The organism is Klebsiella sp. (assembly GCF_027492335.1).
Classification (GTDB): Bacteria; Pseudomonadota; Gammaproteobacteria; order Enterobacterales; family Enterobacteriaceae; genus Klebsiella; species Klebsiella huaxiensis.
This window is the reverse complement of record NZ_JAPUEW010000011.1, coordinates 223,428-235,888: the sequence shown is the minus strand read 5'-3', so window position 1 is coordinate 235,888 and position 12,461 is coordinate 223,428. Positions and strand designations below refer to the sequence as shown.

Here is a 12,461-nt window from a genome sequence, read left to right as displayed (position 1 = left end):
TCAGGCGTGTTCGGGCAACGGGAAGACGGCGTTGACCTGGCCGGTACCGGAGCTGGCGAACAGTTCGGTGATAAATTCCACTTTGCCGTCATACTTGTCCCAGCCGAGCAGGCCGAGCAGCATCACCGTGTCGTGCATGTTGCCCTCGCCGTAGCAGTAGTCGGCGTACTCCGGCAGCATGGTGCAGAACTCTTTGAATTTGCCCTCGCGCCACAGCTTCACGACGCGCTCGTCCATCTGATGGTCGAACTCGCGGGTGTAGCTGTTCATGCCTTCTTCCGCACGCTGATCGTCGATAAAGCGATGCGACAGGGAGCCGCTGGCCAGAACCGCCACGGTGCCGTCATATTTGTCGATAGCCTTAAGAATGGCTTCACCCAGCTTGCGGCTGTCGGCAAAATCGTGAACGGTACAGAACGCCGAGATAGACACCACTTTGAAATGCTTATCGGCGTTCATGTAGCGCATCGGTACCAGCGTGCCGTACTCCAGCTTCAGACTCGGGATGTTGTGCGCTTTGGCGCGCACTCCCAGCTTGACCGCTTCGTCGGCGATAAGCTGACCCAGCTCCGGGTTACCGTCGTAGTCGTAGGTCATGTCGCGGATAAAATGCGGCAGCTCGTTGCTGGTATAGACACCCTGAAAATGGTCGGCACAGTTAATGTGGTAGGCGCTATTCACCAGCCAGTGAGTATCGAAAACGATAATCGTATCGACGCCCAGCTCGCGGCAGCGCTTGCTGATTTCCTTATGCCCATCAATGGCTCCCTGACGGCAACCATGATTTTTACCCGGCAGCTCAGAAAGATACATTGACGGTACATGAGTGGTTTTTGCTGCTAACGCTAACTTTCCCATATCAGACTCCCCATTTTGGGATCGGATGGTCGCCCATCGAGATGCAGACGTTTTTCATTTCAGCGAACACTTCAAAGCTATATTCGCCACCTTCGCGGCCGGTACCGGAGGCCTTCACGCCGCCGAACGGCTGACGCAGGTCGCGGACGTTCTGGGTGTTGACGAACACCATTCCGGCTTCGATGCCGCGCGCCAGGCGCAGCACTTTGCTGACGTCCTGGGTCCAGATATAAGAGGCGAGGCCGTATTCCACATCGTTGGCCAGGCGCAGACCTTCCGCCTCGTCTTTAAACGGCAGCAGACAGGCTACCGGGCCAAAAATCTCCTCCTGCGCCACGCGCATGCGGTTGTCGACGTCCGCCAGCACCGTCGGGCGCAGGAAGTTGCCGCTTTTCAGATGCGCAGGCAGGTCGGTGGGTTTGTCCGGGCCGCCGGCCAGCAGGGTTGCCCCCTCTTCAATGCCGAGGCGGATATAGCCGGAAACCTTCTCCCAGTGCTGCTGGCTGATCAGGGCTCCCACCTGAGTGTTCGGGTCATTCGGATCGCCGACGCGCAGGCGGTTCGCGCGTTCGGCAAAGCGTTTGACGAACTCGGGATAGATGTTCTGCTGAATAAAGATGCGCGAGCCGGCGGTGCAGCGCTCGCCATTGATCGAGAAGATGGTGAACAGCGCGGCGTCGAGTGCGCGCTCGATATCGGCATCTTCAAAAATCAGCACCGGCGATTTACCGCCGAGCTCCATGGAGTACTTTTTCAGCCCGGCGTTTTTCATGATGTTGCGGCCGGTGGCGGTACCGCCGGTAAACGACACCGCGCGGATGTCGTGGTGGCGTACAAGCGCATCGCCCGCCGTCGCGCCGTAGCCCTGCACCACGTTCAGTACACCTGCCGGAATGCCCGCTTCCAGCGCCAGTTCGCCCAGACGATCGGCGGTCAGCGGCGACAGCTCGGACATTTTCAGCACCGCGGTATTACCCAGCGCCAGGCACGGCGCGACCTTCCAGGTGGCGGTCATAAACGGCACGTTCCACGGCGATACCAGTGCACAAACGCCGACCGGCTGCACGAGGGTGTAGTTGAGCATCTTGTCGTCAACGGGATAGGTCTTGCCGTTCATCTGCTGGCACACTTCGGCGAAAAATTCGAAGTTATGCGACGCGCGCGGGATCAGCACGTTTTTGGTCTGGTGGATCGGCAGGCCAGTGTCGGCGGTCTCCATGGCGGCGATCTCCGGCACGTTCTGATCGATCAGAGAGCCCAGACGACGCATCAGACGCGCACGCTCTTTCATCGGCAGATTGGCCCATTTCGGGAACGCCTCTTTCGCCGCCGCTACCGCCTGGTTGACTTCGGCTTCGCCGCCGGAGGCGACTTCCGCCAGAACCTCGCCGGTCGCCGGGTTGGTGGTATGAAAATACTCGGTGCCGGCGACGTTTTTGCCGTTGATCCAGTGGTTAATCTTTTTCATGACAGCTTCTCCTCATACGCTTGCTGGCTGATGATGTGGTTGACCAGGCGGCCGACGCCTTCCACTTCGACGATCACTTCATCGCCCGGCACCACGTCCGACAGCCCTTTTGGCGTGCCGGTGGCGATCATGTCGCCCGGTTGCAGGGTCATAAACTCGCTCAGATAAGCGATCAGGAATGGAATGCTGAAGATCAGATCGGCGGTGGTGCCCTGCTGGCGCAGTTCGCCGTTGACCCATGTGCGCAGCGCCAGGTTGTGTGGATCCGGAATCGACTCTTTCGTGACGATCCACGGACCGATCGGCGTCAGGGTGTCGCGGCTTTTCACCCGCAGATTGGGGCGATAGTAGTTTTCCAGATAGTCGCGGATGGCGTAGTCGTTGCAGACGGTATACCCGGCCACGTACTCCATGGCGTCGGCTTCGGCGACTTTACGCGCGGTTTTGCCGATCACCACTACCAGTTCGGCTTCGTAGTGCATGTACTCAACGTTATCCGGGCGCACCGATTCCTGCTGGTGGCCGATAAAGGTGTTCGGCGCTTTGATAAACACTAGCGGTTCGGTGGGCGGCTTAAATTCCAGCTCGCTGGCGTGATCGGCGTAGTTCAGGCCCAGCGCGAACAGCGTGCCGTCGGCGGGCGGCAGCCAGCGGAATTCGCCCTCGTTTAGCAGCCTGCCGTTGATCAACTGTACCTGGTCGCGTTCATCAACCTGAACATCGTGCTGCTGTCCCTGCCATTCAATACGTGCCTGTTTCATGCCAGCTCTCCTTCAGCAACCACCGGGTTTTCCAGCGCCGGGAAACCCTCGGCGAGAATGCGCACGCGATCGCCGGGCTGCAGCGTGACGCGGGCGTGTGGGGTGCCGATCAAAATGGCGTCGCCGGGGTTGAGCGTGGCGAATTCGCTCAGGGCGCTCAGCAGCTCGGCGGCGGAGCGCTGGAGGTCAGCGGTGTTCCAGCTGTCCGCTTCGCGACCGTTGATTTCGGTGATGATGGTCAGGTTATCGATATTGCCGAGCGGCGCGAGTGCGCCAAGCGGACAGAAGCCGTCGCGGCATTTGGCTTTGATCGCCGGGCGATAGAAGCTCTCTTCCGGCAAGCTGACGTCGTTAGCCAGCGCATAGCCAGCAATATAAGCAGCGGCTTCTTCTGCGGCCACTTTGCGTGCGGTTTTGCCGACGACAAGCGCCACGGTCGCGCCGCTCTGTACGGTTTCGCCCTGTGGGTAAGGGATGTTCTCGCCGTTGCCAATAACGGTATTGCGCGGTTTGATAAACCAGACCGCGGTCTTCGGCGGCGTTTTATAGGGGGCCTGTTGGAACGCTTCGCGCCAGGCATCAAGCTGGCTGCGGTGGTTAAGCGCTACGGCGAAGATGGTACCTTTCATTCACCACTCCTTTGCTGCTGATTTCGGAATCGAAGAGATTTCATTAATATGTTAATGATCATTTTTTATGCTTTGCAGAAACGTTTGGCAAACAGAAGTGAATTTTTTGTGATCTGATTAACAATATATTTACAGTTTTTATTTTTATTTTTTATAAATCAATGGGTAATGATTTTTTGTTGTACCATCTGGTACTTTTCAGAGGCAGAAACCGGTTGCGTTATGAGGCAATTAACGCTAATTATTAACTTATTAATAAACGAAGAGTGTGGTTCAGAGGTCAGTCATGCATGATTCATTAACTATCGCGTTGCTGCAGGCGCGGGAAGCGGCGATGGCCCATTTCAGGCCGATCGTTAAACGCCACAATTTGACCGAGCAGCAGTGGCGTATCGTGCGCATTCTTGCCGAAAATCCGTCGATGGATTTCCACGACCTGGCTTTTCGTGCCTGTATTTTACGCCCGAGCCTGACCGGTATTCTCACCCGCATGGAGCGAGACGGTTTGGTGTTGCGCCTAAAGCCGGTCAGCGACCAGCGCAAGCTATATGTTTCGCTGACGCCTGCGGGGTTGAAGCTGTATGACAGCGCCCAGGCCCAGGTGGAAGAGGCCTATCGCTTGATTGAATCTGAGTTTACCGCGGAGAAAATGCAGCAGCTCACCGCGCTGTTGGAGGAGTTTATCGCGCTGGGTAACGGGGTAAGAGGAGAGGAAGAGGAGTCGTAAGATGGCCCGGAGCCGTGAAAACGTGAAAATCCCCGGAGGCGGTGCTGGCGCACCTGTCCGGGCTACGGTTCACAGCCGTCTACGGACAGGTAGCCCGGACAGGCGCAGCGCGCCGCCTCCGGGAAAGGCACTATTTAGAACAGCGTATCCAGCTCTTCCAACACGTTGTATTGGTCATCCACCAGCAGCAGCGTTTTCCATTTATCAAACGTCAGGCACGGGTGCGAGGTACCAAATACCAGAATATCGCCGACCTGCACATCGCTGCCCGGTGCAAGGTGCAGCATGCAGTGCTGATCCATAATCCCCACGCTCGCGATCCCCTCGGCGGATAGTTGCGCACCGTGACGATAGAGGGCGATGGGCTGCGGCAGTCCGGCGTCGAAGGCGCAGTCGCGCTTGCCGAAGTTAACCACCGCGCGATCCGCTTCCGGCACCGACTGGACCATCGCCATCAGCTCCAGCGCCGAGGTTAAGTCGCCTCCCAGATCGCAGGCGATCGGATCCCGCGCCACCAGCTCCTGCTGCGCGATATCGTAGATCCCCCGGTCGTGAGTGATATAGCAGCCGGGACGGATAACGATCCGGCAATTCGCCGGTTTCTCCGCCGCCAGCCAGATGTTACACACCACGTCGTACCAAACGGTACCGGCTCCGGTCAGCACAAACTCGCCCTCAACCAGCGGCTCCATTCGACAGGCCAGTTCGGCGGCCTGGCGCAGCAGGGTTTCAACCTGCGGCTGCGGATCGTTGCCGTGCAAAACCCCCTCATACAGCTCAAGACCGCGCAGCTTCAGGCCCGGCAGCTCCGTCACCGCCTGTGCCAGCGCCAGCGCGTCCTCAACGTTGCGACAGCCGCAGCGCCCGCCCTGCACCCCCAGCTCAATCAGCACATCCAGCGTTTGCCGCTGTTCGCTGAAAAACGCCGACAGCGTGCGGGCATTGGCAAGGCTATCCACGCAGCAGATAAAATCAGCCGTCCGATAATGCGCTTTCAGGCGTGATACCACCTGCATATTGGCCTTGCCGACCAGCTGGTTGACCATCAAAACGCGCAGCACGCCGCTGGCCATCGCCGCGCTGGCTTGCCAGGCGCTACCCACGCCGATCCCCCATGCGCCCGCCTGCTGCTGCGCCTGAAAAATCCACGGCGTCATCGTCGTTTTACCGTGCGGTGCCAGCGAGACGCCGCGCGCATCGGCGTAGCGCTGCATCCAGGCGATGTTATTTTCCAGCGCCGTTTTTTTCAGCAGCGCGGCGGGGAGGCAGATATCCTCTGCCAGCAGATTTGCCGGGGCGGACATTACGGCGGCTTTGTGCGGGACAAGCGTATCGGAATGGTATTTCATAACACTATCCTTTCAGGGTTTATGTTCGGATAAAAGTTGAGTATCAATTTTAATTGATTGATAAATATGTATTTAATGCGTGATCTTTATATTTAATGAATAAAAGTATCATAAATTGATCTGGTTTTTGCGTAGTTTTCCACTGTTTTTCCGCCTTGTAAATGGTTAACTTGTCGGCAGAGTTGAAAGGGAGTAATTGCGATGAAAGTTAACTGGCTTTTCAAAAACGTCACCGTCATCGACGGCAGCGGCGGGCCGCAGTTTCGTGGTGACGTAGCGGTGAAGGGCGATCGGATTGTGGATATGGCCCCGGCGTTGGATCTGGCGGCGGAGCAGGTGGTTGAGGGGCTGGGGCGCGTGCTGGCCCCCGGGTTTATCGATGTGCATACCCATGACGATATCAACGTCATCCGTATGCCGGAGTATTTGCCCAAGCTGAGCCAGGGGGTGACGACGGTGATCGTTGGCAACTGCGGGATCAGCGCGGCGACGGCAACCATGCGCGACGGCGTGCCGGACCCGATGAACCTGCTGGGCGAGCAGGAGCAATTTATTTATCCCACCGTTGAGGCTTACGCCCACGCGGTGGAGGCGGCGAAGCCGTCACTGAACGTCGGCACGCTGATTGGCCATACCGCGCTGCGCAACAATCATATGGATGATTTGTTTCGCCCGGCGACGGAAAGCGAAATCGCCGGGATGCGTGTTCAACTGCGCGATGCACTGCGTCAGGGGGCGTTGGGGCTGAGTACCGGTCTGGCCTACTCCAGCGCATTCCAGTCCACCACTGAGGAGGTGATGGCGCTGGCGGAAGAGCTGGCGGCGGAGAAGGGTATTTACACCACCCACCTGCGTTCGGAGTTTGAACCGATTCTGGAAGCGCTCGATGAAGCATTTCGCATTGGTCGCCACGGTAACGTGCCGGTGGTGGTTTCACACCACAAGTGCGCCGGGGCGAAAAACTGGGGTCGCACTAAGGAGACGCTGGCTTTCTTCGATGAGATGCGCCAGCGCCAGGAGATTGCCTGCGACTGCTACCCCTATTCCGCCAGTTCGTCGACGCTGGATATGAAGCAGGTGACCGATGAGTTCGACATCGTTATCACCTGGTCGGAAGCGCAGCCAGAACAGGCCGGTAAAACCCTCAAGCAAATTGCCGATGGCTGGCAGGTGAGCCTCCATGATGCGGCGGCGCGGCTAATGCCCGCAGGTGCAATCTATTACAACATGGACGAGCAGGACGTGCGGCGGGTGCTGCGTTATCCGGTCACCATGATCGGCTCCGATGGCCTGCCGAACGACCCGATGCCGCATCCACGGCTGTGGGGGGCTTTCCCTCGGGTACTGGGCCACTACAGTCGCGATGAACAGCTGTTTCCGCTGACTACCGCCATTCACAAAATGACCGGACTCTCGGCGGCACGCTTTCAGCTTGTGGATCGTGGGCTGGTGAAAGTGGGCTACTTCGCCGATCTGGTGCTGTTTGACCCGCAAACGGTGCGCGATGTCGCCAGCTTCTCCGACCCGAAACAACCGGCGGACGGCATAGACGCGGTGATGGTCAACGGCGTGATGAGCTACGGCAGCGATAAAAAGATTACCGGGCGCGCAGGGCGTTTCCTGCGTCGCCGAATGAACTAAGGAGTGAAAGATGAGTATTAAACGTTATGGTGTGGAAGGCGGCACCGGCACCGGCGGACAGCATCTGCCGTTCGCCCGCGCGGTGGAAGCGGGGGGCTGGCTGTACGTCTCCGGTCAGACGCCGATGAAAGACGGCGAAGTAGTGGAAGGGGGGATTGTCGACCAGTCGCGCCTGGCGATTCAAAACTGTGTGGATATCATGACCGAAGCGGGCTATACCCTCGCCGACGTCGTACACGTCAAAGTGATCCTCACCGATTCGCGCTATTTCCAGTCCTTCAACAAAGTGTTCCGCGAGTTCTTTGGCGACAACCCGCCAGCCCGCATCTGCTGCGTGGCGGATCTGGTGGTGGATTGCAAAGTCGAAGTAGATGTGACCTGTTATAACGCGGCGCGCGTGTAAAACCGCGCGAGAAAAATAACATTCTTCTCCGCTCGGGGAGGAATAAGCAAAAAAGTGTGATATTGGCGCCAGACTGAATAAACAGGCTGGCACCAGCGGTGTCGCTTTGCCTTTTTTCAGGCATTGTTTCTATCAACTTATAATATTCAGCAGTACGAGTATTATTTATTACGTCTGGATGTGAGCAATGAATAATATGTCCTTTTTGATTTGGTTCTCGGTCTATGCCTGCGCCATGATTACGTTAGGCTGGTATGTGTCGCGTAAGCAAAAGACGGGTGAAGATTTTTTACTGGGCGGCCGTTCTCTGCCGATGATCCTGACTCTGGGTTCAACCGTCGGTACCATGGTCGGTACCGGCTCAAGCGTTGGTGCGGTGGGCTTTGGCTACACTAACGGCTGGGCGGGGATGCTGTATGGTCTTGGCGGCGCGGTAGGGATCCTGCTGGTGGCGTGGCTATTTGCTCCGGTACGTAAATTTCGCTTTATGACCATGAGCGAAGAGATGTCTTATTACACCGGCGGCAGCAAAATAATTAAAAACCTGGTAGCTATCCTTATTTTTATTGCCTCAATTGGCTGGCTTGGTGCACATATTTTAGGGGGCGGTCTGTATCTTGCCTGGGCCAGTGGTATCGATATTAACGTTGCCAAAATCATTATCGCCCTGGCCTTTGTGGTGTATGTCGGTATCGGCGGTTACTCGGCGGTAGTCTGGATCGATACCATTCAATCCATCGTGCTGTTTGTCGGTTTTATTCTGATGGCGATTCTGGCGGTGCATCACGTTGGCGGCTGGAGCCATATTCAACAAGCGGTTGACCCGGCGGCGCAAAGTTTATTTGCCGTGGATAAACTGGGTATTCTGCCTGCGTTCTCTTTGGCGATAGTCATTGGCGTTGGCGTGCTGGCGACACCTTCTTACCGTCAGCGAATCTATTCGGCGAAGACGGTCTCCTCGGTACGTCAGTCTTTCACCATCACGGGTCTGCTGTACCTTGGCTTCTCCTTCCTGCCAGCGATTATCGGCATGGCGGTGTGGACCATGAATGCGAACCTGGAAAACAGCGGTTTCGCCTTCCTGTTTGCCACGCAGGTATTGCCGCCAGTGCTGGCGATGGCAATTCTGATTGCCGGGATGTCGGCCAATATGTCGTCAGGCAGCTCCGACGCGATTGCCGCGGTGTCCATCATGCTGCGCGACCTCTATACCCTCGTCACCGGGCATATGCCTGAGCCGGAAAAAGCGATTCGCCTGTCGCGGATGTTCCTCGTGCTGGTTATCGCGCTGGCGTTGCTGTTCGCGCTGACCTCTAACGACATCATCAGCTATATCACCAAAATGATCTCGATGATTATGTCCGGGATGTTTATCTGCACCATGCTTGGCCGCTTCTGGAATCGCTTTAACTGGCAGGGCGCGGTTGCCGCGCTGGCAGGCGGCGCAGGGGCATCGGTAGTGGTACTGATGGACAGCGACTGGATGGCTTTCTGGGGCAACCCATGTATTCCGTCGGTGCTGACCAGCCTGGTGGCCTCAGTGGTGGTCACACTGCTTACGCCTGCCAGCAAGATGAGCCGTGAGGAAGCGCTGGAGATGATCACCCAGGAACGTGAAAGTCGCCCATCTGCGCCGCCGCTGCCGATTGGCAAACGCAATACGTCGCGGGGCTAAGGAAATGGGGATAAATAACTATATTGCCGTCGACTGGGGCTCCACCCAGTTGCGCGGCTGGCTGATTCGCAATGGTCAGTGCGTTGAGACGAAGCAGCTGCCGCTGGGCGTGACTCGCCTCAACGGACAGTTGCCTGAGGAGGTATTCCAGCAACACCTGGCTCCCTGGCGCGGTCCGGAGAAGCTTCCGGTGCTGATGGCTGGGATGATCGGCAGCGACGCGGGCTGGCAATCGGTGCCGTACTTGCCTTGTCCGGCGGCGATTGATGCCCCAGGGCAACAGTTGTTTGCCGTTGCCGAAGGCGTGTGGATTATTCCCGGCCTCAAGATTGAACAGGCCGGGGAGTACAACGTGATGCGCGGGGAAGAGACTCAGCTGCTGGGCGCGTGGCAACTGACCCCGGCGGAGTGCTACGTGATGCCGGGCACCCACTGTAAATGGGTGCAAGTAGAGCGCGGCGTGGTGCGCCACTTTGCTACCGCGATGACCGGCGAGTTGCATCATCTGCTGATGACGCAATCGCTGCTCGGCAAGGGGCTTACGGCCCAGTTGCCGGACGACGCCGCTTTTGAACTTGGGCTGGAAAAGGGGCTGGCGCAGCCCTCGTTAATTAGCGAACTGTTTGTCGCCAGGGCGGCGCGGGTTTTGGGGGCGCTGGCGGCGACATCGGTCAGCGACTACCTCTCCGGGCTGCTGATTGGCGCTGAGGTCGCAATTCTGGGTCAGCGTTACCGAGCATCAACCGTCACCCTGGTGGGGGACCCGGCGCTAAATGCCCGCTATCGTCGGGTGATGATGGCGTGCGGGATGACGGTCAACAGCTGTAGCGGCGATGAGGCATTGCTGAGCGGCATGGCGAGGATAATGAATGGACAAGCTTAAACTGGTGGCGATTTTGCGCGGCATTCGCCCCGCAGAAGCGGCAGAGCATATTGATACGCTGATCGGCGCAGGGTTTCGCTATATTGAAATCCCGCTCAATTCACCGAACTGGCAGCAGAGTATTGCGCAGATGGTGGCGCAGTTTGGCGAGCAGGCGGTGATTGGTGCGGGAACGGTACTGAAGGTTGAGCAGGTCGATTTTCTCGCCGACGCCGGGGCGAAGCTTATTGTCACGCCGAATACCCAGCCTGCGGTTATCCGCCAGGCGGTGGCTCGCGGGATGCTGGTCTGCGCCGGGTGCGCAACGGCGACGGAGGCGTTTAGCGCGCTGGATGCCGGGGCGCAGTGGCTGAAGATTTTCCCCTCTTCTGCTTTTGGCCCGGACTATATTCGCGCGCTGAAAGCGGTGCTGCCGCCGGAAGTGCCGGTGCTGGCGGTAGGCGGCGTGACGCCGGAGAATCTGACGACCTGGGTGCAGGCCGGGTGTGCCGGCGCCGGATTGGGCAACGATCTTTATCGCGCCGGACAAGCGGTGGAACGCACCCGCCAGCAGGCAGGGAGGTTTATCTCCGCAAGTAAAGGCTAATCGCCCAGCGGCTGACGGTCGACGCCGCCGCGGTGGCTGTCGAGCGCCAGCTTAATACGCCGCAGTCGGCCTTTTGCCTGGGTTTTGTTGGCCATCGCCAGTTCGGTGGCCAGCACATCAACCATCGCCAGCATCGCATAGCGTGAGGTGCTGGGCTTGAAGATATAGTCGTTTTCGCGCACCAGCAGCGGTAGCACCAGATCTGCCTGCTCCGCCAGCGGCGTTCCGGCGGGGGTAATCGCGATCACCTTCGCACCGTACTGGCTGGCAATCGCCGCGCTTTCAATGATTTCCTGGGTATAGCCGCCCAATGACAGCACGATAACCACATCCTTTGGCGTGACCGCCGAGCTCATCATGCGTACCAGCAGGCCGTCGTTCTGGCTGACTACCGGCAGGCCAAGGCGAAACAGACGATACTGAATCTCCTGGGCACAGATGGTGGAGCCGCCGCCCATGCCGAGGGCCAGAATCTGTCGCGCATCGCTCAGCCAGCTAACTGCGCGCTTCAGCGCCTCGATATCCAGCGCCCGGCGGTTGGTTTCCAGCACGCCGATGATCGATTCATAGATCCCCTGCACGCCTTCGAGGTCCGGGACATCGAGAATAAAGCGCTGCCCGACCGCCAGAGATTGCGCCAGCTTCATCTTCAGTTCGCGAACATCTTTGCAGCCCAGCGCCCGCGCAAAGCGTGTGACCGAGGCCTGGCTGGTGTTGGTCAGCCGCGCCATCTCGGCGATAGGCAGTTCCGCTGCCGCCGCGACATCATCGAGAATAAACTGCGCGATGCGCTTTTCGGTCGCCGTCAGTTCAACAAAGCGATCGGTAATGCAGGAAATGATATCGATTGACCAGGACATACGGGTATCAGCGGGTAAGTTTTGAATGATACTTTGTACCATATTCAGACGATGAAAGCAGCGCCAGAGGTCACAGCGCAAGGCGCATGGTGCAGCGCGTTTCCGCTGGCAGGCCATGTTCTGTTTCCAGCTCTCTTTTTGCCGCCAGTCCCGACGGCAGCGTCAACTCGTCCAGTATCGAAAAGCCCAGACGGGTATAAAACGGCGCATTCCACGGCACTTCGCGAAAGGTGGTGAGCGTGACCGCCGGATATGCCGCTCTTCGGGCATTCTCAATCACCTGCTCCAGCATCATGCGGCCAATGCCTCGCCCTTGCCACGCCTGATGGACGGCAATTTCGACGATAAACAGCGCATCATCCAGCGGTTCGGTGAGCAGAAAGCCTATCGGTTGTTCATCGGCTACGGCCAACAGGCTGTGTTCGGTTTCGAGAAACAGTCGATGGCGATCGGCGCTTATCACTTCGCTTTGCGCCAGCCAGGCCAGCGCTGGGATTTGGCGAAAAGCCTGGGCGGCAGAGCGCTCAATAGCGGGCAGGAGAGGGATATCGCTCTCCTGAGTCAGGCGTAATGTGGTGGCGGCGGTTATAGTGGTAGTTTTCATCACCTCAGCATAGCAGC

General features: G+C 58.1%; 13 protein-coding genes. 6 read left to right on the top strand and 7 right to left on the bottom strand.

Annotated features, from left to right (window positions below; all coding sequences use genetic code 11):
• From hpaD to QVF11_RS05405, 4 genes are read right to left on the bottom strand one after another with little or no spacing between them, the layout of a single operon-like run.
• A complete protein-coding gene (gene hpaD, locus QVF11_RS05420; RefSeq protein ID WP_112215118.1) occupies positions 1–858 on the bottom strand; it encodes a 3,4-dihydroxyphenylacetate 2,3-dioxygenase in 858 nt (285 codons plus the stop codon).
• A gap of 1 nt (position 859) precedes the next feature.
• Positions 860–2,326 carry a 5-carboxymethyl-2-hydroxymuconate semialdehyde dehydrogenase gene (gene hpaE / locus QVF11_RS05415; protein ID WP_287855486.1) on the bottom strand — a complete coding sequence of 489 codons (1,467 nt, stop codon included), beginning with the start codon at positions 2,324–2,326 and terminating at the stop codon, positions 860–862.
• Positions 2,323–3,087, bottom strand: a complete 765-nt coding sequence (locus QVF11_RS05410; protein ID WP_287855484.1) for a fumarylacetoacetate hydrolase family protein — start codon at positions 3,085–3,087, stop codon at positions 2,323–2,325. The genes hpaE and QVF11_RS05410 overlap by 4 nt, the downstream gene beginning before the upstream one ends.
• Positions 3,084–3,716: a fumarylacetoacetate hydrolase family protein gene (locus QVF11_RS05405; RefSeq protein ID WP_112215115.1), complete on the bottom strand. Its 633-nt coding sequence runs from the start codon at positions 3,714–3,716 to the stop codon at positions 3,084–3,086. Before QVF11_RS05405 ends, QVF11_RS05410 begins: the two co-directional genes overlap by 4 nt.
• Positions 3,717–4,002: 286 nt before the next feature.
• Here QVF11_RS05405 and hpaR point away from each other — a divergent pair, with 286 nt between their 5' ends.
• Positions 4,003–4,443, top strand: coding sequence for a homoprotocatechuate degradation operon regulator HpaR (gene hpaR / locus QVF11_RS05400; protein WP_287855481.1), 441 nt, complete (start codon positions 4,003–4,005; stop codon positions 4,441–4,443).
• Between the two features lie 134 nt (positions 4,444–4,577).
• Here hpaR and QVF11_RS05395 read toward each other — a convergent pair whose 3' ends face one another.
• On the bottom strand, positions 4,578–5,792 hold the full coding sequence (locus QVF11_RS05395) for an amino acid deaminase (protein WP_287855479.1): 1,215 nt from the start codon (positions 5,790–5,792) through the stop codon (positions 4,578–4,580).
• Between the two features lie 201 nt (positions 5,793–5,993).
• Here QVF11_RS05395 and QVF11_RS05385 point away from each other — a divergent pair, with 201 nt between their 5' ends.
• From QVF11_RS05385 to QVF11_RS05365, 5 genes are all read left to right on the top strand, one after another.
• Positions 5,994–7,433 carry an N-acyl-D-amino-acid deacylase family protein gene (locus QVF11_RS05385; protein ID WP_287855477.1) on the top strand — a complete coding sequence of 480 codons (1,440 nt, stop codon included), beginning with the start codon at positions 5,994–5,996 and terminating at the stop codon, positions 7,431–7,433.
• A gap of 10 nt (positions 7,434–7,443) precedes the next feature.
• On the top strand, positions 7,444–7,836 hold the full coding sequence (locus tag QVF11_RS05380; protein WP_112215111.1) for a RidA family protein: 393 nt from the start codon (positions 7,444–7,446) through the stop codon (positions 7,834–7,836).
• A gap of 187 nt (positions 7,837–8,023) precedes the next feature.
• Positions 8,024–9,511: a sodium:solute symporter family protein gene (locus tag QVF11_RS05375; protein ID WP_287855474.1), complete on the top strand. Its 1,488-nt coding sequence runs from the start codon at positions 8,024–8,026 to the stop codon at positions 9,509–9,511.
• 10 nt (positions 9,512–9,521) lie between these two features.
• The gene (locus tag QVF11_RS05370; RefSeq protein WP_287855608.1) at positions 9,522–10,394 is read left to right on the top strand and encodes a 2-dehydro-3-deoxygalactonokinase; all 873 of its coding nucleotides are present in this window, start codon (positions 9,522–9,524) and stop codon (positions 10,392–10,394) included.
• Positions 10,381–10,980, top strand: coding sequence for a 2-dehydro-3-deoxy-6-phosphogalactonate aldolase (locus QVF11_RS05365; RefSeq protein WP_142512611.1), 600 nt, complete (start codon positions 10,381–10,383; stop codon positions 10,978–10,980). Before QVF11_RS05370 ends, QVF11_RS05365 begins: the two co-directional genes overlap by 14 nt.
• Here the strand turns inward: QVF11_RS05365 and QVF11_RS05360 are convergent.
• Both QVF11_RS05360 and QVF11_RS05355 read right to left on the bottom strand, forming a co-directional pair.
• Positions 10,977–11,840, bottom strand: a complete 864-nt coding sequence (locus QVF11_RS05360) for a MurR/RpiR family transcriptional regulator (protein ID WP_110272796.1) — start codon at positions 11,838–11,840, stop codon at positions 10,977–10,979. The genes QVF11_RS05365 and QVF11_RS05360 overlap by 4 nt on opposite strands.
• 70 nt (positions 11,841–11,910) lie before the next feature.
• On the bottom strand, positions 11,911–12,444 hold the full coding sequence (locus QVF11_RS05355; protein WP_287855470.1) for a GNAT family N-acetyltransferase: 534 nt from the start codon (positions 12,442–12,444) through the stop codon (positions 11,911–11,913).
• Between the last annotated feature and the right edge of the window lie 17 nt (positions 12,445–12,461).

Excerpts from the sequence above, each read along its gene's own strand:
- QVF11_RS05380 (WP_112215111.1), top strand. The coding sequence starts at position 7,444 with ATGAGTATTAAACGTTATGGTGTGGAAGGCGGCACCGGCACCGGCGGA.
- QVF11_RS05395 (WP_287855479.1), bottom strand. The coding sequence starts at position 5,792 with ATGAAATACCATTCCGATACGCTTGTCCCGCACAAAGCCGCCGTAATG.
- QVF11_RS05375 (WP_287855474.1), top strand. The coding sequence starts at position 8,024 with ATGAATAATATGTCCTTTTTGATTTGGTTCTCGGTCTATGCCTGCGCC.
- QVF11_RS05410 (WP_287855484.1), bottom strand. The coding sequence starts at position 3,087 with ATGAAACAGGCACGTATTGAATGGCAGGGACAGCAGCACGATGTTCAG.
- hpaR (WP_287855481.1), top strand. The coding sequence starts at position 4,003 with ATGCATGATTCATTAACTATCGCGTTGCTGCAGGCGCGGGAAGCGGCG.
- hpaE (WP_287855486.1), bottom strand. The coding sequence starts at position 2,326 with ATGAAAAAGATTAACCACTGGATCAACGGCAAAAACGTCGCCGGCACC.
- hpaD (WP_112215118.1), bottom strand. The coding sequence starts at position 858 with ATGGGAAAGTTAGCGTTAGCAGCAAAAACCACTCATGTACCGTCAATG.
- QVF11_RS05360 (WP_110272796.1), bottom strand. The coding sequence starts at position 11,840 with ATGTCCTGGTCAATCGATATCATTTCCTGCATTACCGATCGCTTTGTT.
- QVF11_RS05365 (WP_142512611.1), top strand. The coding sequence starts at position 10,381 with ATGGACAAGCTTAAACTGGTGGCGATTTTGCGCGGCATTCGCCCCGCA.
- QVF11_RS05355 (WP_287855470.1), bottom strand. The coding sequence starts at position 12,444 with ATGAAAACTACCACTATAACCGCCGCCACCACATTACGCCTGACTCAG.
- QVF11_RS05385 (WP_287855477.1), top strand. The coding sequence starts at position 5,994 with ATGAAAGTTAACTGGCTTTTCAAAAACGTCACCGTCATCGACGGCAGC.
- QVF11_RS05405 (WP_112215115.1), bottom strand. The coding sequence starts at position 3,716 with ATGAAAGGTACCATCTTCGCCGTAGCGCTTAACCACCGCAGCCAGCTT.